Source organism: Pseudomonas sp. DTU_2021_1001937_2_SI_NGA_ILE_001, assembly GCF_032463525.1.
Classification (GTDB): Bacteria; Pseudomonadota; Gammaproteobacteria; order Pseudomonadales; family Pseudomonadaceae; genus Aquipseudomonas.
Genome location: NZ_CP135971.1, coordinates 3052120 through 3071493, shown reverse-complemented (window position 1 = coordinate 3071493; position 19374 = coordinate 3052120). Strand labels below are relative to the sequence as shown.

Genomic DNA, 19374 nt, shown 5'->3' with positions numbered 1-19374 from the left:
GCCCGGGATCTTGCCGGGCCGTGTGGATCAGCGAATGATCCAGCTCAGCAGCCACAACCCCAAGGCCAGCCAGATGAAGCCGAGGATGATCGACGCGCGCATGAAGGCGCGGATGGCCGAGTAGAGAAACAGCAGGCCGACGATCAGCGCCAGGATGCTGACCAGTGAAGTGTCCATGCCCAAGGCACGGGACAACCCGTCGACGAAATTGCCGCCGGCATGAGCGAACAGATTGAAGAACCACGCCAACCCATCGACCACGAAGCGGATCACCGCGCCGATCGCCTGGCCCAGCCATTCGAAGAAGCCTTCTACTTGCATGGAAAATGTCCTGAGTGAAAGGAAGTGTCTAAGGGCTTTGGCTATCAGCCAGTACGGCTGGTTCCCTGCGGGGGGCGTATCGGCATGAAAGTCTGGAACTCCGAAGGCCGGCGCCGCTGGTTGCGCCGTGGCCTGCTGGTGCTGTTGGTGCCGCCGCTACTGCTGTGGCTGGCCGACCGTATCTGGCCGCTGCCGTTGCCGCAAGACGACCTGGCGCGAGTGGTTCTGGCCGAGGACGGTACGCCACTGTGGCGCTTCGCCGACGCCGACGGGGTATGGCGTTACCCGATCACCCGTGAGCAGGTGTCACCCTATTACCTGGAGGCGCTGCTGACCTACGAGGACCGCTGGTTCTACAGCCACCCCGGGGTCAACCCGCTGGCCCTGGCGCGGGCGACCTGGCAGAACCTCACGGGCGCGCGGGTGGTGTCCGGTGGCAGCACCCTGTCGATGCAGGTAGCGCGCTTGCTCGATCCGCATTCACGGACCTTGCCCGGCAAGCTGCGCCAGCTGTGGCGTACCGTGCAGCTGGAGTGGCACCTGTCGAAGCCGCAAATCCTCGAGCTGTACCTCAACCGCGCGCCGTTTGGCGGCACCCTGCAAGGCGTGGCGGCGGCCAGTTGGGCGTACCTGGGCAAGTCGCCGCAGCAGATGACCCGCTCCGAGGCCGCGATGCTGGCGGTACTGCCCCAGGCGCCCAGCCGCTTGCGCCCCGATCGTCACCCCGAGCGTGCCCAGCAGGCGCGTGATAAGGTCCTGCGACGCCTGGCCGAGTTCGGCGTCTGGCCCCAGGCCAGTGTCGAGGAAGCCTTGCAGGAGCCGCTGTTGCTCGCGCCGCGCCAGGAACCGAGCCTGGCACCGTTGCTGGCCCGGCGCCTGAACCGTCCCGGCAGCCCGCCGCTGATCCGCACCACCCTGGATGCCGGCCTGCAACGGCGCATGGAAGACTTGATCATGGGCTGGCGCGCACGCCTGCCCGAGCGCACCTCGGCTGCCATCCTCATCGTCGAGGCCGAGAGCATGGCGGTGCGGGCCTATGTCGGCTCGGTGGACATCAACGACGCCAAGCGCTTTGGCCATGTGGACATGATCAGTGCGATCCGCTCGCCCGGCTCGACGCTCAAGCCGTTTCTCTACGGCATGGCCATGGACGACGGGCTGATTCATTCCGAATCGCTGCTGCAGGACGTGCCGCGTCGCTATGGCGACTACCGGCCGGGCAATTTCTCTGCCGGCTTCGGCGGGCCGGTCGCGGCCAGCTCGGCGTTGTCCATGTCGCTCAACCTGCCCGCCGTGCAATTGCTGGAGGCCTACGGACCGAAGCGCTTTGCGGCCGAGCTGCGCAACGGCGGTATCCCGCTGATCCTGCCGCCGCTGGCCGAGCCGAATCTGGCGCTGATCCTCGGTGGCGCCGGCACTCGCCTGCAGGACCTGGTCACTGGCTACAGCGCCTTCGCCCGTGGCGGGGTCAGTGCCGACGTGCGCCTGCAACCCCAGGACCCGCTGCGTGAACGGCGCATGCTGTCGCCGGGCGCAGCGTGGATCATCCGGCGCATTCTCAGCGGCCAGTCGCGGCCCGACCTGGACCCGCATGCCGAGCTGGTGCAGCGTCCGCAACTGGCCTGGAAGACCGGCACCAGCTACGGCTTCCGCGATGCCTGGGCCATTGGTGTCGGGCCGCGCTTTCTCGTCGGGGTGTGGATAGGCCGGCCGGACGGTACGCCGGTGCCGGGCCAGTTCGGCCTGGCCTCGGCGGCGCCGCTGATGCTGCAGGTGCATGACGTGCTGGCCAACCGTGACAGCCAGCGCGGTATCAGCACACCGGTGCCGCCGGTGCCCTTCAACGTGGGGGTGGCCGCGATCTGCTGGCCGCTGGGCCAGCCGCTCGGCAAGAACGACCCGAACTGTCGACGCCAGCGGTTCGCCTGGACTCTGGACGGCACCACGCCGCCGACCCTGCAGGCGGGTGATCAGCCGCTGGGTCTGGGGCTGCTGGAGAAGGTCTGGGTCAATGCCGAGGGGTTGCGTGTCGACGCCGGTTGCCCCGGTGCGGTCGCCCGCGACATCGCCTTGTGGCCGGCCCCGCTGGAACCCTGGCTGCCCCGCAGCGAACGCCGTGAGGCGCGGCTTCCCGCCATCGACCCGGCATGCCCGCCGCAGGCCTTGAGCCTGGCCACGCCGTTGAGCATCGTCGGCGTGCGCGAAGGCGACAACCTGCGCCTGCCGGCCGGCAGCCGCCAGGCCCTGCATTTGAAACTCTCGGCCCTGGGCGGCAATGGCCGGCGCTGGTGGTTCATCGACGGCAGCCCGGCTGCCGATACGGCCAACCAGGAAGAGTTCAACACCACCCTGAAACGCTCCGGGCACTACCAGTTGAGCGTACTGGACGAGAGCGGGCAGACCGCTCAAGTGCAGTTCAATGTGCTGGATTAGCTCCCTGATCGTTCGACACCTTCCAATGCGTTGATGGTGCTGGGGCGGTTCAGGCGTGCCGCGGGTACCGGCACCACAGCCACTCCGGTAGCCCGTAGCTGTACGGTGGTCGGCTGCGAAGAACTGTCGAACAGCGAGGCAATGCCGGACGCGATGCTGCGTGGCACCGTATGGCTGGCGACCACCTGAATGGCTTCGGTGCTGGCGGCGTTGACCACGAAGGTGCTGCTGCCGTCGTCGGGGTTGACGACCAGCGTGCCGCAGCGCGTCTCCAGGCGGCGCTCATCGGTGTCGGGAATGAAACCGTTGCGGGTGGCGCTTTGCGTCGCATACCGCGCGGCGCTGGCCGTGCTGCCGCAACGCCCCTGGCGGCTGGCCGCTTCCAGGGCAGCGATGTCGGCGATGCGCTGCAGGGCGCGCATTTCCAGATACAGGCGCAGGCTGTCGAGCAGGGTCACGCAGAGCAACAGAGCGATGCCCAGCGTCAGCGCGGCGAGTGCCGCAATGGCGCCACGCTGCCGGCCAGGCGGCGAAAAAGTTCTGCGCAGGGGCGACATCCAGCCCTCCTTTGGCTCAACCACCCGTTGGGCATTGAGTGTAGTAAAGGTTGGATAGCGGCGCTGGCTGATCGCCACTATCGCGGGCTGTTTCTAGCTTTGCTGGGCGCGAGCCTGCTCGCGAAAATGCCTTGTCGCGAAGGTCATGCAGCCTTTCGCGAAGCCCGCGCCAGCACGCTGTATCGGAGCGACAGGCGCTCAGCGCGGCGGGTATTGCTCAAGGATCTTCGCCACTGTCTTGCGTATCGCCGCATCCCTGGCCGCCGGGTCCGCCGGGTTGTCCTGGATGCGCTCGGTACTGCCGCGCCAGACCAGCTTGCCGTCCTTGCCGTCGAACAGGTCGATCTGCAGGGTCGAGACCTTGTAGTCGACGCTACGGGTCTCGGTGGCCATTGGCGCGCCCCAGTAACCATAGCCGCCCCACGGGCCCCAGCCACCGCCGTATTGGGTGCTGACCAGTTGCTGGCGGTCTTCGACGATCAGCCAGGCCTGGACCTTGAGGTCCGCTGCCGCGCCAGCGGCCGGGCGCAGGCCGCGCTGGTCGAGCTGCTCGCCGATGGCATCGCGGATGCGCCGGTCGGTCAGGTCGCTCTGCACCCGTGGGTCTGCCGGCTGGTACTGCACCGCCGGCTCTTTCCAGCTCCAGCTGCGATAGGCGCCGAAGTCGCGCTGGGCATCGAAGTCGCGGTTGATGGTGTTGCTCTGGCAGGCAGCGAGCAACAGGCAGCAAGACAGCAGGGCTAGACGTAGGGACATGGCAGTGGCTCGCTAAGGTCGATTCCGAAAGGGGTCGGTATCAGGCGGGAGGATACGCCGCCAAGGCCTTTTGCACAGCCTGGCGCAGGGCCTGATTGCGTGAAGACTCATCCCCGCCGCTGTGGGTTTCGGCGCTGGCGCTCCACACCGGCTGGCCGGTACGTGCATCGAACAGGCGGATGCTCACCACCAGCACCTGTTCCTGATAGGTGCGCACCACTGGCACCCGGGCGTAGCCGCCGTAGCCGTGACGGTAGCCGTCATAGCCCCAGCCACCGTAGTAAGGGTAGGCGTAGTCTTCGCGCACTTGGCGCAGTCGGGTTTCCAGGCGGCTGTCGGCGCTGACCCGCAGGTCTGGCGGGGCGTTGCGCGCCGGACGCAGGCCGCGTTGGTCAAGGCCTTCGCTGACCGTTTCGGCGACCTGTGCGCCATCCACCCAGGCCGAGCCGGCCGGGCTCCGGTCGTACTGCCAGGCCCAGCTGCGGTAGCGGGCGTAATCGCGAGGGGCGGCCGGGTAGGCGCTCATGTCCAGCACCTGCGCGGCCTGCGGTGGTGCAGCCGGCAGCGGCAGGGTCTGGGCTCGATAGGGGTTGTCGCTCTGGCAGGCGCTGAGCCCAAGCGTGATGGCGATCAAGGCAACACGAGCGTTCATGGCGGTCTCCGTTGTGCGTCACACCGGCCGGCAGATCCAGTGCAGATAACGGCCCAGGCCGGCGAAGGCCGGGTGACGGCGGTGCGCCAGCTCCATTTCCAGTAGCTCTTCCAGGCTGGCGCGTTTCTGGAAGTCGGTGGGCATGTAGTCGTGGAAGACGCGCACGCCGCTCTGGGTTTCGATTCGCCACTGGCCGGCAAGTTGCGCCGCCAGCTCCCGCGGGTCGAGCGGTTCCTGGGGCGTGAGGCTCTGTTTCTCGCCAGCCAGTTCGTTGCTGCGCAGCTTGCGGAAATGGCCCTTGAGCAGGTTGCGATAGACCAGCGCATCGCGGTTGTAGAACGCCAGTGACAGCCAGCCGCCTGGCGCGGTCAGGCGGTGCAGCAACGGCAGGATGGCATGCGGCTCGGCCAGCCATTCCAGCACCGCGTGGCAGATCACCAGGTCGAAGGGCTCGTGCAGATGCTCGGGCAGCGCCTGCCAGGGGGCGTGGATGAAACGTGCCGACAGACCGGCCTCGTCGAAACGCTGGCGCGCGCCGTCGAGCATGGGCGCGGCCGGTTCGCTGAAGGTTACCGCATGGCCCTGGCTGGCCAGCCACAGCGACATGTGGCCCAGGCCACCGCCGATATCCAAGACCCGCAAGGGGCGCTCGGGCAGCGTTTCAGTCAGGTCGGCCTGGAGGACCGCCAGGCGGATAGCGCCTTTGGCTCCGCCGTAGATCTTCTCGGCGAAGCGCGTGGCCAGTTCGTCGAAGTGCCGATCGGCCGCTTTCACTGGCGCGTTCATCGGGCGAACCTGCGCTCGCTGTCGGCCAGCTTGCTACGTACGACCTGTTCCATGTCCAGGCCCAGTTCGCTGCACAGCAACAACAGGTACAGCACGATGTCACCGACTTCCTGGCCGGCATGGGCCAACTGGTCGGCCGGCAGCTGGCGCGACTGGTCTTCGCTCAGCCACTGGAAGATTTCCACCAGCTCGGCCATTTCCACGCTAGCGGCCATGGCCAGGTTCTTGGGGCTGTGAAAACGCTTCCAGTCGTTGGTGTCGCGGATGCGGTGCAGGCGTTGCGTGAGTTCTTCGAGGTTCATCGTGGTCTCCTGATGTGGCATAGCATCAGGCTGAATGTCACGCCAGGCAAGTTCCGCTACAAGGGGCGCCAGCTGCCGTTCAGGTGCTCGAGGGCCGCGTCCTGGCCGGTGACCCGGAATTGGCCGTGGGAGCCGGCGGCGCTGGCCGCCAGGACCACGCTGCCGGGCAGGCGCACCGGTTTGCGGAACTGCACGGCGATCTCCACGTTGGCGTCTGGCAGGTGGTCGTCCAGCGACGCCAGGGTGCGCGCCTTGAGCCACATGCCGTGGGCGATGGCCTTGGGAAAACCGAACAGTCGCGCACTGGGGGCGCTCAGGTGGATGGGGTTGTAGTCGCCGGAGACCTTGGCGTACTGGCGGCCGATGGCGGCGGGGGTGTCCCAGCGCGCCACTTCGCTGACCGGCAGCGGTGCCGGAGTGTCCTGCGCCTTGACCAGGCCATCGACCTTCACACCCTTGCACAGCAGGGTGCTTTCCTCTTCCCAGAGCAGGCCCAGCTGGTCGTCGATCTGGGTGACCAGGCTGAAAGTGGCGCCTTTCTCATGGGGTTGCAGGTTCTGCGCGTGCACGCTCACGTACAGCTTGCTGACCCCGCCCAGCGGGCGATGCAGACGCACACGGTTGGCCAGGTGCACCATGCCCAGCAAGGGGAAGGGGAACTCCTCTGAGGTCATCAGCTGCATCTGCAGCGCGAAGGCCAGCACGTGGGGATAGGTCGGCGGCAACAGGCTGCTGTCTGGGAAGCCGCAGACTGCGCGGTAGGCGGCCAGTTTGTCGGCGTCCACGGTCATCCAGCTGCGCAGCCCCAGGTCCGGCAATTGCGTGCCGCTGGGCTTGCGCCGCAGCGCTGCCTGCAAGAACAGGCTGGGCAAGGGGGGCAGGCTGTCCAGATAGCGCCAGTGTGCAGTCATCTTGCTGATCCTCCTTAATGTGCTCAGTGGGGCCTCAGGCCCCGATCACGCTTTGCCCGCAAACCCGCAGCACCTGCCCGCTGACCGCGCCGCTACCTGGCTGGCTGAGCCAGGCGACGGCCTCGGCGACGTCCTGTGGCAGGCCACCCTGGCCCAGCGAACTCATGCGTCGCCCGGCTTCACGCAGGGCGAAGGGCATCTGTTCGGTCATGCGCGTCTCGATGAAGCCCGGCGCCACGGCGTTGATGCTTATGCCCCGCGACTGCAGGCGCGGGGCCATGGCCCGTGCATAGCCGATCAGCCCGGCCTTGCTGGTGGTGTAGTTGGTCTGCCCACGGTTGCCGGCCAGACCGCTGATCGACGCCATCAGCACGATGCGCGCCTGGTCATGCAGGGTGCCGCTGTCCAGCAGCGCCTGGGTCAGACGCTGCGGCGCATCGAGATTGATGTCCAGCACGGCGTCCCAGAGGTCCGGAGTCATGTTGGCCAGGGTCTTGTCGCGGGTGATGCCGGCGTTGTGCACCAGAATGTCCAGGCCATCGGGCAGGTGCTCGCGCAATTGGTCGGCGGCGTCTGTGGCGCTGATGTCCAGGGTCAGGGCCTGGCCGCCCAGGCGTGAGGCCAGGGCTTCGAGGTCGGCGCGTGCCTGCGGCACATCGAGCAGCACCACCTGGGCGCCATCGCGGGCCAGGGTCTCGGCGATGGCCGCACCGATGCCGCGGGCGCTGCCGGTCACCAGGGCACGGCGCCCGGCCAGTGGGCGGCTCCAGTCCTGCACCGGGGCGCCGCCGGCGGACAGGCGCAGCACCTGCCCGGAAATGAACGCGCTCTTGGGCGAAAGAAAGAAGCGCAACGCGCCTTCGAGCTGGTCTTCGGCGCCGGCCTCGACCTGCAGCAGCTGCAGGGTGCTACCGTCGCGCAGCTCCTTGGCCAACGAGCGGCTGAAGCCTTCCACGGCCTGCTGGGCGCTGGCGGCGATGGGGTCGTCCAGGGTCTCCGGGGCGCGGGCCAGGATCACCACGCGGGCGCTGCGCTCCAGGTTGCGCAGCAGCGGTTTGAAAAAGTCGCGCAATTGCACCAGGTGCGCGGTGTCTTGCAGGGGGCTGGCATCGAACACCACGGCCTTGAGGCGTGGGCCTTGTTCGGCCACCCACTGGCTGGCGCCGGGTATTTCACTGCCGAAGCTGTACAGGGCATCGGTCAGGCGCTGGGCGAACAGCCGCACCTGGTCGGCCAGTGGCCCGGCGCTGATCAGCAGGGTGCCCTCGATGGGGCGCAGGCGTCCTGCCTGCCAACGTTCCAGACGTGTCGGCGTGGGCAGGCCCACGGCTTTCACCAAACGCCTGCCCATGTCGGAATTGGCGAAATTGACGTAGCGATCAGACGACATGGAACACTCTCCTTGAGGCGGGGTTCAAAGCAGTGGACCACAGTCGTGCGACATTTGTTCTTCCTTGCGCTGTACTGTTGATCCAGCGCGCTGCGCGCCTGAATGATCCTTGCCCTTGAAAAAACGGAGTTTTTCCATGAACCAGCCACGCCGTGTCGCCATCGTCGGCGGCAACCGTATTCCCTTCGCCCGTTCCAACGGTGCCTATGCGACGGCCAGCAATCAGGAAATGCTCACGGCGGCGCTGGAAGGCCTGATCGAACGCTTCAACCTGCACGGCCTGCGCCTGGGCGAAGTGGTCGCCGGCGCGGTGCTCAAGCACTCCCGTGATTTCAACCTGGCCCGTGAGTGCGTGCTCGGCTCGCGGCTTTCGGCGCAGACCCCGGCCTATGACCTGCAGCAGGCCTGTGGCACGGGCCTGGAGGCGGCGCTGCTGGTGGCCAACAAGATCGCCCTGGGACAGATCGAATGCGGCATCGCCGGTGGCGTGGACACCACCTCCGATGCGCCCATCGGCGTCAACGAGGGCTTGCGCCAGGTGCTGCTCAAGGCCAACCGTGGCAAGTCGCCCGCCGACAAGCTCAAGGCCCTGCTGCAACTGCGCCCTGGGCATCTCAAGCCGGAGCTGCCGCGCAATGGTGAGCCGCGCACCGGTCTGTCGATGGGGCAGCACTGTGAGCTGATGGCGCAGCGCTGGGGCATCGCCCGGGAAGACCAGGACCGGCTGGCGCTGGACAGCCATCTGAAACTGGCCGCCGCCTATGCCGAAGGCTGGCAGGACGATCTGCTGACCCCGTATCGTGGGCTGAACCGTGACAACAACCTGCGCCCGGAACTGAGCCTGGACAAGCTCGCCAGCCTCAAGCCGTCGTTCGAACGCGGCGCCAAGGGCACGCTGACCGCCGGGAACTCCACACCGCTCACCGATGGGGCATCGGTGGTGTTGCTGGCCAGCGAAGACTGGGCCCGCGAGCACGACCTGCCGATTCTCGCCTGGTGGCGCGACGGTGAAACCGCCGCCGTGGATTTCGTGCGTGGCGAAGAGGGGCTGCTGATGGCGCCGGTGTATGCCGTGCCGCGCCTGCTGGCGCGCAATGGCCTGACGCTGCAGGATTTCGACTACTACGAATTGCACGAGGCGTTCGCCGCCCAGGTGCTGTGTACCCTCAAGGCCTGGGAAGACCCGGACTACTGCCGCACTCGCCTGGGCCTGGATGCGTCGCTGGGCAGCATCGACATGACGCGCCTGAACGTGAAGGGCAGTTCCCTGGCCGCCGGGCACCCGTTCGCCGCCACCGGTGGACGTATCGTCGCCAACCTGGCCAAGTTGCTGGAAGTGGCCGGGCAGGGGCGCGGGCTGATTTCCATCTGTGCCGCCGGCGGCCAGGGCGTGACGGCGATTCTGGAGCGCTGATCAGTGACGCGTGGCATTCGCCACGGGCCGTGGGCATAATCGACGCGGTGCATTGGGTGGGCAGGTAGGCATGGGACTGATCTTGGCGGTGCTGGTGTTTCTCACCCTGGTGGGGCTTGCCCTTTATCTGTTCGACAAAGGCGCCAGAACCCGCTGGCTGCAGCCGCACATCGGCCTGCTGCTGATTGGCCTGTTGCTCGCCGGCATGGCCTGGCTGGCCGGGCTGATCTCGGTCGAGGCCGAAAGCTGGCTGATGCTGGCGGCCAAGCTGGTGATCGCCGTGGCCGGTATCCTGCTAGGCCTGCGCCTGATCAAGCGCGTCGCCAAGCGCTTCATCTTCCGCAATTGAACAAGGCCTGTCGCCAAAGGCTGTTGCCCGGCAGGCGAGACACGACACAGTGGATACGCGTTTCAAGTTTCTGACCCTGCCCAAGGCCACGGGCAGCGTCGCCAACATCTTCATCCACGGCTACTCGGCTGGCCACGACCTGGACGACCGCCGCCTGCTGGCCGGCAGCATTCCCGAAGAGTTGCGCCAGAGCGTCAACGTGTTGGCCTTCTGGCCGTCGAGTCATTTCATGCAGATGGACAACCGCTCCCGGGGCCTGCTGGTGGCAGCGGTACGCCTGCATCCGCTGGCCGGCGCTGCGGCGCTGGCCGGTGACCGCGCCTGGCACTTCGCGCAGATCCGCAGCCGTGCCGAGGGCATGGGCCGGGTGCTGCTGGAGCAGCTGGCGCAGTACCTGGCGCTGCACCATCCGCAGGTTACGCAGGTCAATTTCATCGGTCATTCCCTCGGCGGGCGCGTGCTGGTCAGCATGTTGCGCCACCTGACGCCGGACAGCGCGCCAGGCCTGGCCATCGGCGACGTGCTGCTGATGGCGGCGGCAGTGCGTGTCGAGGCTCAGGAAGCCGAGCAACTGCGTGCATCCATCTCCGGTCGGCTGATCAATGCCTGGTCCAGCGAAGACCCGGTGCTGTTGCTCAACCTGGGCGAGCGCAGCCTGGGGCGCATGGCGGTGGAGCACTTCGACAACGTGCGCATGGTCGGTTATCGCCACCATCATTACTGGAAGCGCCTGCGCGAGGTGCTGGTGGCCAGCGGGTTCAGCGGCTTCGCCGGCCAACAGGCTGACCCGCAGACCCTGCTGGTGGTAAACGACGACCCGGTGCTGCAGGACACTTACCTGCATGCCGTGCTGCAGCGTTCACCCGGCCCCTGGCTCGACGAAGCCATCAAGCACCTGTGCAGCAGCCGCTGGACACGGATCAGCGATGAAGAAACCGACCGTGTGTATGCCTTCGCCCGCGAGTTCCAACGGGTGGGCGGGCATTTCCTGCTCAATGCCGCGCGGCGACGCGGGGTGCCCTATACCCGCGTGCTGGGCATGCTGGCTCGCCAGTACGGCCTGGGGCAAGCGCTGCACCACTGCGCCACGGTGGTGGAGGTCGAGGCGCTGCTGCTGCGCACCTTCTTTCGTCAAGCGTTCATCGAGGGGCATCCATTGGCCCTGGCCTCGCCAGCCAGCGTCCGCAGCATGCCGTGGGCGGTCTATGCCGGGTACGTCGATCAGTTGGCCGAGCGCCTGACCCTGGCCCGCTCGTTCAGAACGGCCGCTGCCCCGACGGTGGAAGCATCGGCCACCACCAGCCTGGTGGTCAGCCCGCCGCGCAGCACCTTGAAGTCGCTGCTCGGGGCGATTCGCCGGGTGCCGGTGCAACGCCTGTTCAACGATGTAAGCCTGGCGCTCAAGCCCGGCTATTCGGCACTGATTCCGGCGGTGGCGATCGTTTTCTACGCGCGGGTCGCGCTGGATGACGAGACGCTGATGTAGGCGCTGCTGGCGCGAATGGTGCAAGGTCCTGAGCGCTCAGGCGTAATCGGCACCGGTTTGCTGTCCATGCCTGAGAACGGCATGCCACTACTCGCTGGTTGCGGATTGCCGTATAACGACGACTGAAGCGTATCTGGCAAAGGACCCCTGCTGAAAGCCGATGAAAACTCCCAAACGCATTGAACCCCTGATCGAAGACGGTCTGGTCGACGAGGTGCTGCGTCCGCTGATGAGCGGCAAGGAAGCAGCGGTGTATGTAGTGCGCTGTGGCAGGGAACTGCGCTGTGCCAAGGTTTATAAGGAGGCTAACAAGCGTAGTTTTCGTCAGGCGGCGGAATACCAGGAAGGTCGCAAGGTGCGCAACAGCCGCCAGGCGCGGGCGATGGCCAAGGGTTCCAAGTTCGGGCGCAAGGAGGCCGAGGACGCCTGGCAGAGCGCCGAAGTGGCGGCGCTGTTCAAGCTGGCCGGTGCCGGGGTGCGGGTACCCAAGCCCTATGACTTCCTCGAAGGCGTACTGCTGATGGAGATGATCGCCGACGAGTATGGTGATGCCGCGCCACGCCTCAACGATGTCGAGCTGGAGCCTGACCAGGCCCGCGAATACCACGCCTACCTGATTCGCCAGATCGTGCTCATGCTGTGCGCCGGTCTGGTGCATGGCGACCTTTCCGAGTTCAACGTGCTGCTCGACCCGCAGGGGCCGGTGATCATCGACCTGCCGCAGGCCGTGGATGCTGCCGGCAACAACCATGCGTTCAGCATGCTGGAGCGTGACGTGGGCAACATGGCGGCGTACTTCGGGCGCTTCGCCCCGGAACTGAAGCAGACCCGCTATGCCAAGGAAATGTGGGCGCACTACCAGGCCGGTACCCTGACCCCTGAAACCGAACTCACCGGCCAGTTCGAAGACTCGACCCAGCAGGCCGATGTGTACGGGGTGATGCGCGAGATCGAAGCGGCCAAGCGCGATGAAGCCCGTCGCCAGGCCGCCCTGGCCGCTGCCGAGGCACCGCCAGGCCAGCGCGATGAAGAGCCGACCCCGCCGTGGATGCGCTGAGCTTTTCACCCAGCCTATAGGACTGCCTGCAGCTCGTTTGCCTCAGGGCTGGCAGCCGCAGGCCAGGTCCTTGAGGATCGGGCAATCGGGGCGATGATCGCCCTGGCAATGGTCGATCAGCTCCACCAGGGTGTCGCGCAGGCTGGCCATTTCCTCGATGCGCCGCTGCAATTCATCCACGTGCCGCTGGGCGAGTGCCTTGACGTCGGCGCTGGCGCGCTGGCGGTCCTGCCAGAGGGTCAGCAGTCGGCCGACTTCTTCCAGTGAAAAGCCCAGGTCCCGCGAGCGCTTGATGAACGCCAGGGTGTGCAGGTCTTGCTCGCTGTAGCGGCGGTAACCGCTGTCGCTGCGTTGCGCGGGGGCGAGCAGGCTGATGGATTCGTAGTAGCGGATCATCTTCGCGCTCAGCCCGCTGCGTTTGGCCGCTTGCCCGATGTTCATGGCGTTTCCTTCGGCTGACTGGGTTTCCAGGTCTTCAACAGCAAGGCATTGCTGACCACGCTGACGCTGGACAGCGCCATGGCCGCACCGGCCAGCACCGGGTTGAGGTAGCCCAGCGCGGCCAGGGGCAGGCCGATCAGGTTATAGACGAAGGCCCAGAACAGATTCTGACGGATTTTCGCGTAGGTCTTGCGGCAGATCTCCAGGGCGGCCGGCACCAGGCGCGGGTCGTCGCGCATCAGGGTGATACCGGCGGCATGCATGGCCACGTCTGTGCCGCCACCCATGGCGATGCCCACGTCGGCGGCGGCCAGTGCCGGGGCGTCGTTGAGGCCGTCGCCGACCATCGCTACCACCTTGGTGCTCTTCAGGCCATTGACGATGGCGGCCTTGTCGGCCGGTAGCACCTGGGCGTGCACTTCGACGATGCCCAGCGCCTTGGCCACGGCCTGGGCACTGCCCTGGTTGTCTCCGGTCAGCAGGTGCGAGGTGATGCCGCGTTCATTCAACTGGCGGATGCCGGCTTCGGCGCCGGGTTTGAGGGTGTCGCCAAAGGCGAACAGGCCGATGACCTTAGGTTGCGGCGCCAGCTCGATCAGCCAGGACACGGTGCGGCCTTCGGCCTCCCAGGCATTTGCGGAGTCGGCCAGCTCGCCCATCGGCAGGCCGTTTTCCTCCAGCAGACGACGGTTGCCCAGCGCCAGTTCGCGGCCCTGTACGGTCGCCGCGATGCCGCGGCCAGGCAGCACGCGGCTGTGTTCCGGCAGCGCCAGTTGCAGTTGCCACTGCTGGCAGACCTCCAGTACGGCCTTGGCCAACGGGTGTTCGCTGCCGCGCTGCAGGGTGCCGGCCAGTTGCAGCAGGTGTTCTTCATTGGCCTGCACCGCGCCCATGTTGGTGATGCGCGGCGTGCCCGAGGTCAGCGTGCCGGTCTTGTCGAAGACCACCGTGTCGACCGCATGGGCGCGTTCCAGGGCTTCGGCGTCCTTGATCAGGATGCCGTGGCGGGCCGCTACGCCGGTACCGGCCATGATTGCGGTCGGCGTCGCCAGCCCCAGGGCACAAGGGCAGGCGATGACCAGCACAGCCACGGCGTTGAGCAGCGCGACCTCCAGCGAGGCGCCGTTGAGCATCCAGCCGGCCAGGGTCAGCAGGGCGATGAACAGTACGCTGGGTACGAACACCTGGCTGACCTTGTCGACCAGGCGCTGGATCGGGGCCTTGCCGGCCTGGGCATCCTCGACCAGGCGGATGATGCGCGCCAGCACGGTTTCCGCGCCCAGAGCGGTGGTACGCACCAGCAGGCGGCCTTCACCGTTGATCGCTCCGCCGACCACCGGGTCGCCAGGGTGCTTGGCCACTGGCAGGCTTTCGCCGCTGATCAGCGCTTCGTCGGCATGGCTCTGGCCTTCCATGATCTGTCCATCTACCGGGAAGCGTTCCCCGGGGCGCACCACCACTAGGTCGTCGATGCGCAACGCGGCGATGGCCACTTCCTGTTCCTGGCCGTTGACCCACTGCCAGGCGCGTTCGGGGCGCAGGGCTTCCAGGGCGCGCAAGGCACTGGCGGTCTGGCGTTTGGCACGGCTTTCCAGGTGCTTGCCCAGCAATACCAGGGCAACGACCATCGCCGAGGCTTCGAAATACAGGTGCGGTGTGCTGCCGGTTGCGGCGCTGGCCCAGCCGTAGACGCTCAGGCCATAGCCGGCACTGGTGCCCAGGGCGACCAGCAGGTCCATGTTGCCGCTGCCGACGCGCACGGCTTTCCAGGCAGCGACGTAGAAGCGCGCACCGAGGATGAACTGCACGGGGGTAGCGAGCGCGAATTGCACCCAGGGCGGCAGCATGGCGTGGATGCCCAGGGGCGCCAGAAGCATGGGCAGCACCAGCGGCAGGGCAAGGGCCAGGGCGGCCAGTACGGACCAGCGCTGCAGCTGTTCCTGCCGCTGGCTTTGTCCGGTCGCGCGTGGCGTCAGGCTGGCGGTGTAGCCGGCGCGGCTGACCGCGTCGATGAGGTTTTGCGGTTCGGTATCCGGGTTGGCCTGCACATAGGCATGTTCGTTGGCCAGGTTGACGGTGACGCTGGCGACTCCGGGCACCTTGGCCAAGGCCCGTTCGACCCGGCCCGCGCAATTGGCGCAGGTCATGCCGCTGATCGGCAGGTCGAAGGCGACGGACTCTTGCATTATGTTCGCTCCCTGAAGGTTGGGTACCTGCAAGGATCAACCTTGACCCAAGGGCAAGGTCAAGGCAATTCAATAATTCAGGTCGGCTTTCTTCAAATACAGGCCGTTCATGTTGGCGGCGATGCGGTACTTGAGAATGTCACCGGCACGCACGGTGATGCGGTTGACCTGCTGGGCCTCCATGCCGGGCGCGCAGCCCACCACGTTGCCTGGCAGGCGGGTGAGGCGCACGTTCACCTCGCCGGGCGGCAGGTTGAACGACACCGACTCTTCCTGGAAGACCCGGCCGGCGAGTTGATCCTGGATGTACACGCCGATCTCGCAGGCACTGCCGACTTCCAGGCGTTCGCGGGAGATGATCAGGATGCCGTAGTCCTCTGCCTGAACGGCGGGAGCCGCGGCCAGGATGCCGAGAAAGCCGATGAGGCGCAGTGCGGGCCAGCGCATCGCTGATACTCCTGTGCAAAACGATGATGAGCAAGCTTGGCTCAGGCCCGGCGGGAATGCCAGCCCGGCAGGAGAACGAGAAACTTGACCTTGCCATGAGGGCAAGGTCGAGAATGCCGGCAACCCATCCCATGGAGGTAAGCGAGATGCAAGTATTCGACGTACAAGGCATGACCTGCGGCCACTGCGTGCGAGCGGTGACCCGTGCCATCCAGGACGCTGACCCGCAGGCTAGGGTCGAAATCGACCTGCCGGCGCGGCAGGCGAAAGTCGACAGTTCGCTGGTGGCGCAGCGCATCGTCGAGCTGATCGGCGAAGAAGGCTATCAGGCCCGGGCCTTGGAATAATTTCCGAGTTCACGGGTTATCTTCTGACAAGCCGGGTAGACTAACGAACTGCTTAGCTTGCTTACGGTTACTCATGAACCTTCGAATCATCCTCATTCTGGGCGCCTTGAGCGCCTTCGGACCGTTGGCCATCGACTTCTATCTGCCAGGCTTCCCGGCCATGGCGAAGGCGTTCGGCACCGACGAGCAACACGTGCAATTGACCCTGGCGGCCTACTTTCTGGGCCTGTCGATCGGCCAGTTGGCCTATGGCCCGGTGGCGGACCGCTTTGGTCGGCGCAAGCCACTGCTGGTGGGCGTAGCCTTGTTCAGCCTGGCCTCGCTGCTCTGCGCCATGGCGCCTACCCTCGAATGGCTGATTGCCGCGCGCTTCCTGCAGGCGCTGGGCGGGTGTGCAGGCATGGTGATCTCCCGTGCCATCGTCAGTGACAAATGCGATGCGGTGGGCGCTGCCAAAGTCTTTTCGCAACTGATGCTGGTCATGGGCCTGGCACCCATCCTCGCGCCTTTGCTGGGCGGGGTGCTGGTCAATGGCTTCGGCTGGCAGTCGATCTTCCTGGCCCTGACCCTGTTCAGTGCTGCCTGCCTGGCCGCCGTGGCCACCTCGCTGCCGGAAAGCATGCGCCCCGACCACCCGCGCGCGCCCTTGCGCGGCGCACTGGGCCGTTACCTGAGCCTGCTCACCGACCGTATCTTCATCGGCTACGCCCTCACCGGCGGCATCGCCATCGCCGGCATGTTCTCCTACATCGCCGGCTCGCCCTTCGTGTTCATCAAGTTGTACGGTGTGCCAGCCGAGCATTACGGCTGGCTGTTCGGTACCAATGCCGCCGGTTTCATTCTGGTGGCGCAGCTCAACGCCCGGCTGCTGCGGCGCTTCGGCCCGGCTTGGCTGCTGTCGCGGATGATCTGGGTGTACCTGGGCGCGGGGCTGACCGTGCTGGGTGTCAGCCTGTTGCGCACCGAGCAGCTGTGGCCGCTGCTGGTGCCATTGTTCGTCTGCCTGGCCAGTCTGGGCTGCATCATTCCCAATGCCTCGGCCTGCGCCATGAATGGCCAGGGGCAGCGCGCCGGCAGCGCCTCGGCCTTGCTCGGCTGCATGCAGTTCAGCGTCGCCGCCGGTGCCGCCAGCCTGGTTGGTGTGCTGCACGACGGCACGGCCACGCCCATGGCGCTGGTCATCAGCCTGTGTGGTGCGCTGGCCGTGGGCATGTCGATCATGACCCGCCGCCTGGTGGCCAGGCGCGCCCAGGCCTGACTTGCGTTTGGCATGGGACGCGTAAGAGCTTCAGCCGCAATACGGGTCAGTTAGACCGTTGGAGCGAGCTTGCTCGCGATGGCTGCGTCACGCTCACAGCAGATGCATGAGGTTTACCGGCCTCTTCGCGAGCAAGCTCGCTCCAACAAAAGTCAGATCGTCCCTAACTGACCAGTATTGGGTTTAGAAACCTTCCAGGACGATTTTGCCCTTGGCCTTGCCGCTTTCCAGCAGGGCGTGGGCACGGCGCAGGTTTTCGGCGTTGATGGTGCCGAAGTGCTCGCCGAACGTGGTTTTCAGCGTGCCGTCGTCGATCAGTTGCGCCACTCGTGCCAGGAGCCGGTGCTGTTCGACCATGTCGTCGGTCTGGAACATCGAGCGGGTGTACATGAACTCCCAGTGCAGCGACAGGCTCTTGCGCTTGAGCTGTTTAACGTCCAGTTCGGCCGGGTCGTCGATCAGCGCCAGCTTGCCCTGGGGGCGCAATGCTTCGACCAGTTGCGCCAGGTGGTCGTCGGTGTTGGTCAGGCTTGCCACGTGGGTCACCTCCGGCAGGCCGATGCGGCGCAGTTCTTCGGCCAGCGGCTTGCTGTGATCGATGACCTCATGGGCGCCCAGGTCGCGTACCCACTCGGCGGTCTGGGGCCGCGAAGCGCTGCCGATGACGGTCATCGAGGTCAGTTGGCGAGCCAGTTGGGTGAGGATCGAACCCACACCCCCTGCGGCGCCCACGATCAGCAGGCTCTGGCCTTCACCCTGGCCTTCGGTGACCTGCAGACGTTCGAAGAGCAATTCCCAGGCGGTGATTGCGGTCAGCGGCAGCGCGGCAGCGTGGGCGAAGCTCAGCGATTTCGGCATGGGGCCGACGATGCGCTCATCGACCACGTGCAGTTCGGCATTGCCGCCGGGGCGGGTCAGGTCGCCCGCGTAGAACACCTTGTCGCCCGGCTTGAACAGGGTCACGTCACGGCCCACGGCCTTGACCACACCGGCCACGTCCCAGCCCAGTACCTTGGCGGCACCTTCGGCAGGCTGCACGTTGCGGCGGATCTTGGTGTCCACCGGGTTGACCGAGATGGCCTTGACTTCGACCAGCAGGTCGCGTGGGCCGGCAACCGGCTCCGGCAGCTCGATGTCCTGAAGCGATTGCGGGTTTTCGACGGGCTGTGACTGGTAATAGGCGACGGCTTTCATGTAGCGCTCTCCGGAATGAATGGGACTGGAGCGGATCATTGACTATTTGCCGGGACGATAAAACCGGCTAAAACGGCAGTCTCTTTCAATATTTATTTGAAAAAGGGCCTTCATAGTGCGTTTCGATGACCTGCAACTGTTCGTTCGTGCTGCCGAGCTGGGCAGCCTCTCGGCCGCGGCACGGGCGATGGACTTGTCGGCCGCCGTGGCCAGTGCGGCGCTCAAGCGTCTGGAACAGCAGCTCGGTGCACGGCTGCTGGCCCGCTCCACCCGCAGCCTGCGTTTGACCGCGGAAGGCGAGGGTTTTCTCGACTACGCCCGTACGGCGCTGGCCAGCCTGGAAGAAGGGCAGCGTCTGCTGGCCGGGCGTGATGATGAGTGCAGCGGCGTGTTGCAGCTTTCTGCGCCTTCGGACCTGGGCCGCAACCTGCTACTGCCGTGGCTGGACGAGTTCCAGCATCTGCACCCGCGCCTGAGCGTGCGCCTGTTGCTGGGCGACCGTATCGCCGACCTGTTCCGCCAGCCGGTGGATGTCGCACTGCGCTATGGCGAGCCGGAAGACTCCAGCTTGGTCGCCCTGCCGGTGGCGCCGCATAACCGCCGGGTCCTGTGCGCTGCACCGGACTACCTGGCTCGGCACGGTGAGCCACAGCAGATCGAGCAGTTGAGCCAGCATAACTGCCTGCTCTACATGCTTGGGGAGCGGGTGCATGACCGCTGGCGGTTTCATGACGGCAAGCGCGAGATCACCCTGACGGTGCGTGGCGACCGTTTCAGTGACGACGCTGATGTGGTGCGCCGATGGGCCGTGGCCGGACAGGGCGTGGCATACAAGTCATGGCTGGATGTGGCGCACGATGTTCGGGCTGGCCGGCTCAAGGTGCTGCTGCCTAGCCTGCAGGGCGAGCCGACGCCCTTGAACCTGTTGTGCACCCACCGCGCGCAATTGAACCGGCCCATCCATTTGCTGCTGGCCATGCTGCGTGAGCGATGTGAGAGCTTGCAGCGCTTGTTTGGGGAAACGACCTACAGAGATTTCGGAAAATAGCATCGTCAAATACTGCTGGCTGTGCAGAGGTGCCAACAT

20 protein-coding genes are annotated in these 19374 nt (G+C 66.2%); 8 read left to right on the top strand and 12 right to left on the bottom strand.

The genetic code is table 11. The features are described from left to right. Positions 1-27: 27 nt before the first annotated feature. Entirely contained in the window at positions 28-321 is a 294-nt protein-coding gene (locus RRX38_RS13060; protein ID WP_295470681.1) for a hypothetical protein, read from the bottom strand. 84 nt (positions 322-405) lie between these two features. On the opposite strand from RRX38_RS13060, the gene pbpC reads away from it, so the two are divergent. Beyond that, entirely contained in the window at positions 406-2754 is a 2349-nt protein-coding gene (pbpC, locus tag RRX38_RS13055; protein ID WP_315959531.1) for a peptidoglycan glycosyltransferase PbpC, read from the top strand. On the opposite strand, the gene RRX38_RS13050 is transcribed toward pbpC, so the two are convergent. The 7 genes from RRX38_RS13050 to RRX38_RS13020 all read right to left on the bottom strand — a co-directional run bounded on the left by RRX38_RS13050 (position 2751) and on the right by RRX38_RS13020 (position 8108). After that, a complete protein-coding gene (locus tag RRX38_RS13050) occupies positions 2751-3311 on the bottom strand; it encodes a TadG family pilus assembly protein (RefSeq protein WP_315959530.1) in 561 nt (186 codons plus the stop codon). The two genes, pbpC and RRX38_RS13050, sit on opposite strands and share 4 nt — an antisense overlap. Before the next feature lie 198 nt (positions 3312-3509). Continuing rightward, positions 3510-4067 (bottom strand): DUF4136 domain-containing protein, encoded by a 558-nt coding sequence (locus tag RRX38_RS13045; protein ID WP_315959529.1) that lies wholly within the window; start codon positions 4065-4067, stop codon positions 3510-3512. A gap of 40 nt (positions 4068-4107) precedes the next feature. Beyond that, entirely contained in the window at positions 4108-4719 is a 612-nt protein-coding gene (locus RRX38_RS13040; RefSeq protein WP_315959528.1) for a DUF4136 domain-containing protein, read from the bottom strand. 18 nt (positions 4720-4737) lie between these two features. Next, complete coding sequence (locus RRX38_RS13035; protein WP_315959527.1) at positions 4738-5505, bottom strand: methyltransferase domain-containing protein; 768 nt, start codon at positions 5503-5505, stop codon at positions 4738-4740. Next, entirely contained in the window at positions 5502-5807 is a 306-nt protein-coding gene (locus RRX38_RS13030) for a MazG-like family protein (RefSeq protein ID WP_295470688.1), read from the bottom strand. The genes RRX38_RS13035 and RRX38_RS13030 overlap by 4 nt, the downstream gene beginning before the upstream one ends. Before the next feature lie 56 nt (positions 5808-5863). Then, on the bottom strand, positions 5864-6718 hold the full coding sequence (locus tag RRX38_RS13025; protein ID WP_315959526.1) for a MaoC family dehydratase: 855 nt from the start codon (positions 6716-6718) through the stop codon (positions 5864-5866). 34 nt (positions 6719-6752) lie between these two features. Continuing rightward, complete coding sequence (locus tag RRX38_RS13020) at positions 6753-8108, bottom strand: 3-oxoacyl-ACP reductase (RefSeq protein ID WP_315959525.1); 1356 nt, start codon at positions 8106-8108, stop codon at positions 6753-6755. A gap of 136 nt (positions 8109-8244) precedes the next feature. Here RRX38_RS13020 and RRX38_RS13015 point away from each other — a divergent pair, with 136 nt between their 5' ends. The 4 genes from RRX38_RS13015 to RRX38_RS13000 all read left to right on the top strand — a co-directional run bounded on the left by RRX38_RS13015 (position 8245) and on the right by RRX38_RS13000 (position 12414). Continuing rightward, on the top strand, positions 8245-9522 hold the full coding sequence (locus tag RRX38_RS13015; RefSeq protein ID WP_315959524.1) for an acetyl-CoA C-acetyltransferase: 1278 nt from the start codon (positions 8245-8247) through the stop codon (positions 9520-9522). 70 nt (positions 9523-9592) lie between these two features. Then, positions 9593-9871: a hypothetical protein gene (locus tag RRX38_RS13010; RefSeq protein ID WP_295470695.1), complete on the top strand. Its 279-nt coding sequence runs from the start codon at positions 9593-9595 to the stop codon at positions 9869-9871. Between the two features lie 49 nt (positions 9872-9920). Continuing rightward, positions 9921-11357, top strand: a complete 1437-nt coding sequence (locus tag RRX38_RS13005; RefSeq protein WP_315959523.1) for a DUF726 domain-containing protein — start codon at positions 9921-9923, stop codon at positions 11355-11357. A gap of 160 nt (positions 11358-11517) precedes the next feature. Further along, a complete protein-coding gene (locus RRX38_RS13000; RefSeq protein ID WP_295470698.1) occupies positions 11518-12414 on the top strand; it encodes a PA4780 family RIO1-like protein kinase in 897 nt (298 codons plus the stop codon). 42 nt (positions 12415-12456) lie between these two features. Here the strand turns inward: RRX38_RS13000 and cueR are convergent, their stop codons facing one another. The 3 genes from cueR to RRX38_RS12985 all read right to left on the bottom strand — a co-directional run bounded on the left by cueR (position 12457) and on the right by RRX38_RS12985 (position 15488). Next, positions 12457-12855, bottom strand: coding sequence for a Cu(I)-responsive transcriptional regulator (gene cueR, locus RRX38_RS12995; protein ID WP_295470699.1), 399 nt, complete (start codon positions 12853-12855; stop codon positions 12457-12459). Further along, on the bottom strand, positions 12852-15041 hold the full coding sequence (locus RRX38_RS12990) for a heavy metal translocating P-type ATPase (RefSeq protein WP_315959522.1): 2190 nt from the start codon (positions 15039-15041) through the stop codon (positions 12852-12854). Before RRX38_RS12990 ends, cueR begins: the two co-directional genes overlap by 4 nt. 69 nt (positions 15042-15110) lie before the next feature. After that, positions 15111-15488, bottom strand: coding sequence for a hypothetical protein (locus RRX38_RS12985; RefSeq protein ID WP_295470702.1), 378 nt, complete (start codon positions 15486-15488; stop codon positions 15111-15113). Between the two features lie 146 nt (positions 15489-15634). Here RRX38_RS12985 and RRX38_RS12980 point away from each other — a divergent pair, with 146 nt between their 5' ends. Both RRX38_RS12980 and RRX38_RS12975 read left to right on the top strand, forming a co-directional pair. Next, on the top strand, positions 15635-15835 hold the full coding sequence (locus RRX38_RS12980) for a heavy-metal-associated domain-containing protein (protein ID WP_295470703.1): 201 nt from the start codon (positions 15635-15637) through the stop codon (positions 15833-15835). A 73-nt stretch (positions 15836-15908) separates the two neighbouring features. Further along, positions 15909-17093, top strand: a complete 1185-nt coding sequence (locus RRX38_RS12975; RefSeq protein ID WP_295470705.1) for a multidrug effflux MFS transporter — start codon at positions 15909-15911, stop codon at positions 17091-17093. 183 nt (positions 17094-17276) lie between these two features. On the opposite strand, the gene RRX38_RS12970 is transcribed toward RRX38_RS12975, so the two are convergent. Beyond that, the gene (locus tag RRX38_RS12970; RefSeq protein WP_315959521.1) at positions 17277-18287 is read right to left on the bottom strand and encodes a zinc-binding alcohol dehydrogenase family protein; all 1011 of its coding nucleotides are present in this window, start codon (positions 18285-18287) and stop codon (positions 17277-17279) included. 112 nt (positions 18288-18399) lie between these two features. Here RRX38_RS12970 and RRX38_RS12965 point away from each other — a divergent pair, with 112 nt between their 5' ends. Next, positions 18400-19335, top strand: a complete 936-nt coding sequence (locus tag RRX38_RS12965) for a LysR family transcriptional regulator (RefSeq protein WP_315962679.1) — start codon at positions 18400-18402, stop codon at positions 19333-19335. Positions 19336-19374 lie beyond the last annotated feature (39 nt).

Excerpts from the sequence above, each read along its gene's own strand:
- RRX38_RS13015 (WP_315959524.1), top strand. The coding sequence starts at position 8,245 with ATGAACCAGCCACGCCGTGTCGCCATCGTCGGCGGCAACCGTATTCCC.
- RRX38_RS12975 (WP_295470705.1), top strand. The coding sequence starts at position 15,909 with ATGAACCTTCGAATCATCCTCATTCTGGGCGCCTTGAGCGCCTTCGGA.
- RRX38_RS13030 (WP_295470688.1), bottom strand. The coding sequence starts at position 5,807 with ATGAACCTCGAAGAACTCACGCAACGCCTGCACCGCATCCGCGACACC.
- RRX38_RS12985 (WP_295470702.1), bottom strand. The coding sequence starts at position 15,488 with ATGCGCTGGCCCGCACTGCGCCTCATCGGCTTTCTCGGCATCCTGGCC.
- RRX38_RS12970 (WP_315959521.1), bottom strand. The coding sequence starts at position 18,287 with ATGAAAGCCGTCGCCTATTACCAGTCACAGCCCGTCGAAAACCCGCAA.
- RRX38_RS13035 (WP_315959527.1), bottom strand. The coding sequence starts at position 5,505 with ATGAACGCGCCAGTGAAAGCGGCCGATCGGCACTTCGACGAACTGGCC.
- RRX38_RS13050 (WP_315959530.1), bottom strand. The coding sequence starts at position 3,311 with ATGTCGCCCCTGCGCAGAACTTTTTCGCCGCCTGGCCGGCAGCGTGGC.
- cueR (WP_295470699.1), bottom strand. The coding sequence starts at position 12,855 with ATGAACATCGGGCAAGCGGCCAAACGCAGCGGGCTGAGCGCGAAGATG.
- RRX38_RS12990 (WP_315959522.1), bottom strand. The coding sequence starts at position 15,041 with ATGCAAGAGTCCGTCGCCTTCGACCTGCCGATCAGCGGCATGACCTGC.
- RRX38_RS13000 (WP_295470698.1), top strand. The coding sequence starts at position 11,518 with ATGAAAACTCCCAAACGCATTGAACCCCTGATCGAAGACGGTCTGGTC.
- RRX38_RS13060 (WP_295470681.1), bottom strand. The coding sequence starts at position 321 with ATGCAAGTAGAAGGCTTCTTCGAATGGCTGGGCCAGGCGATCGGCGCG.
- RRX38_RS13020 (WP_315959525.1), bottom strand. The coding sequence starts at position 8,108 with ATGTCGTCTGATCGCTACGTCAATTTCGCCAATTCCGACATGGGCAGG.
- RRX38_RS13025 (WP_315959526.1), bottom strand. The coding sequence starts at position 6,718 with ATGACTGCACACTGGCGCTATCTGGACAGCCTGCCCCCCTTGCCCAGC.
- pbpC (WP_315959531.1), top strand. The coding sequence starts at position 406 with ATGAAAGTCTGGAACTCCGAAGGCCGGCGCCGCTGGTTGCGCCGTGGC.
- RRX38_RS13040 (WP_315959528.1), bottom strand. The coding sequence starts at position 4,719 with ATGAACGCTCGTGTTGCCTTGATCGCCATCACGCTTGGGCTCAGCGCC.
- RRX38_RS13045 (WP_315959529.1), bottom strand. The coding sequence starts at position 4,067 with ATGTCCCTACGTCTAGCCCTGCTGTCTTGCTGCCTGTTGCTCGCTGCC.
- RRX38_RS13010 (WP_295470695.1), top strand. The coding sequence starts at position 9,593 with ATGGGACTGATCTTGGCGGTGCTGGTGTTTCTCACCCTGGTGGGGCTT.
- RRX38_RS12980 (WP_295470703.1), top strand. The coding sequence starts at position 15,635 with ATGCAAGTATTCGACGTACAAGGCATGACCTGCGGCCACTGCGTGCGA.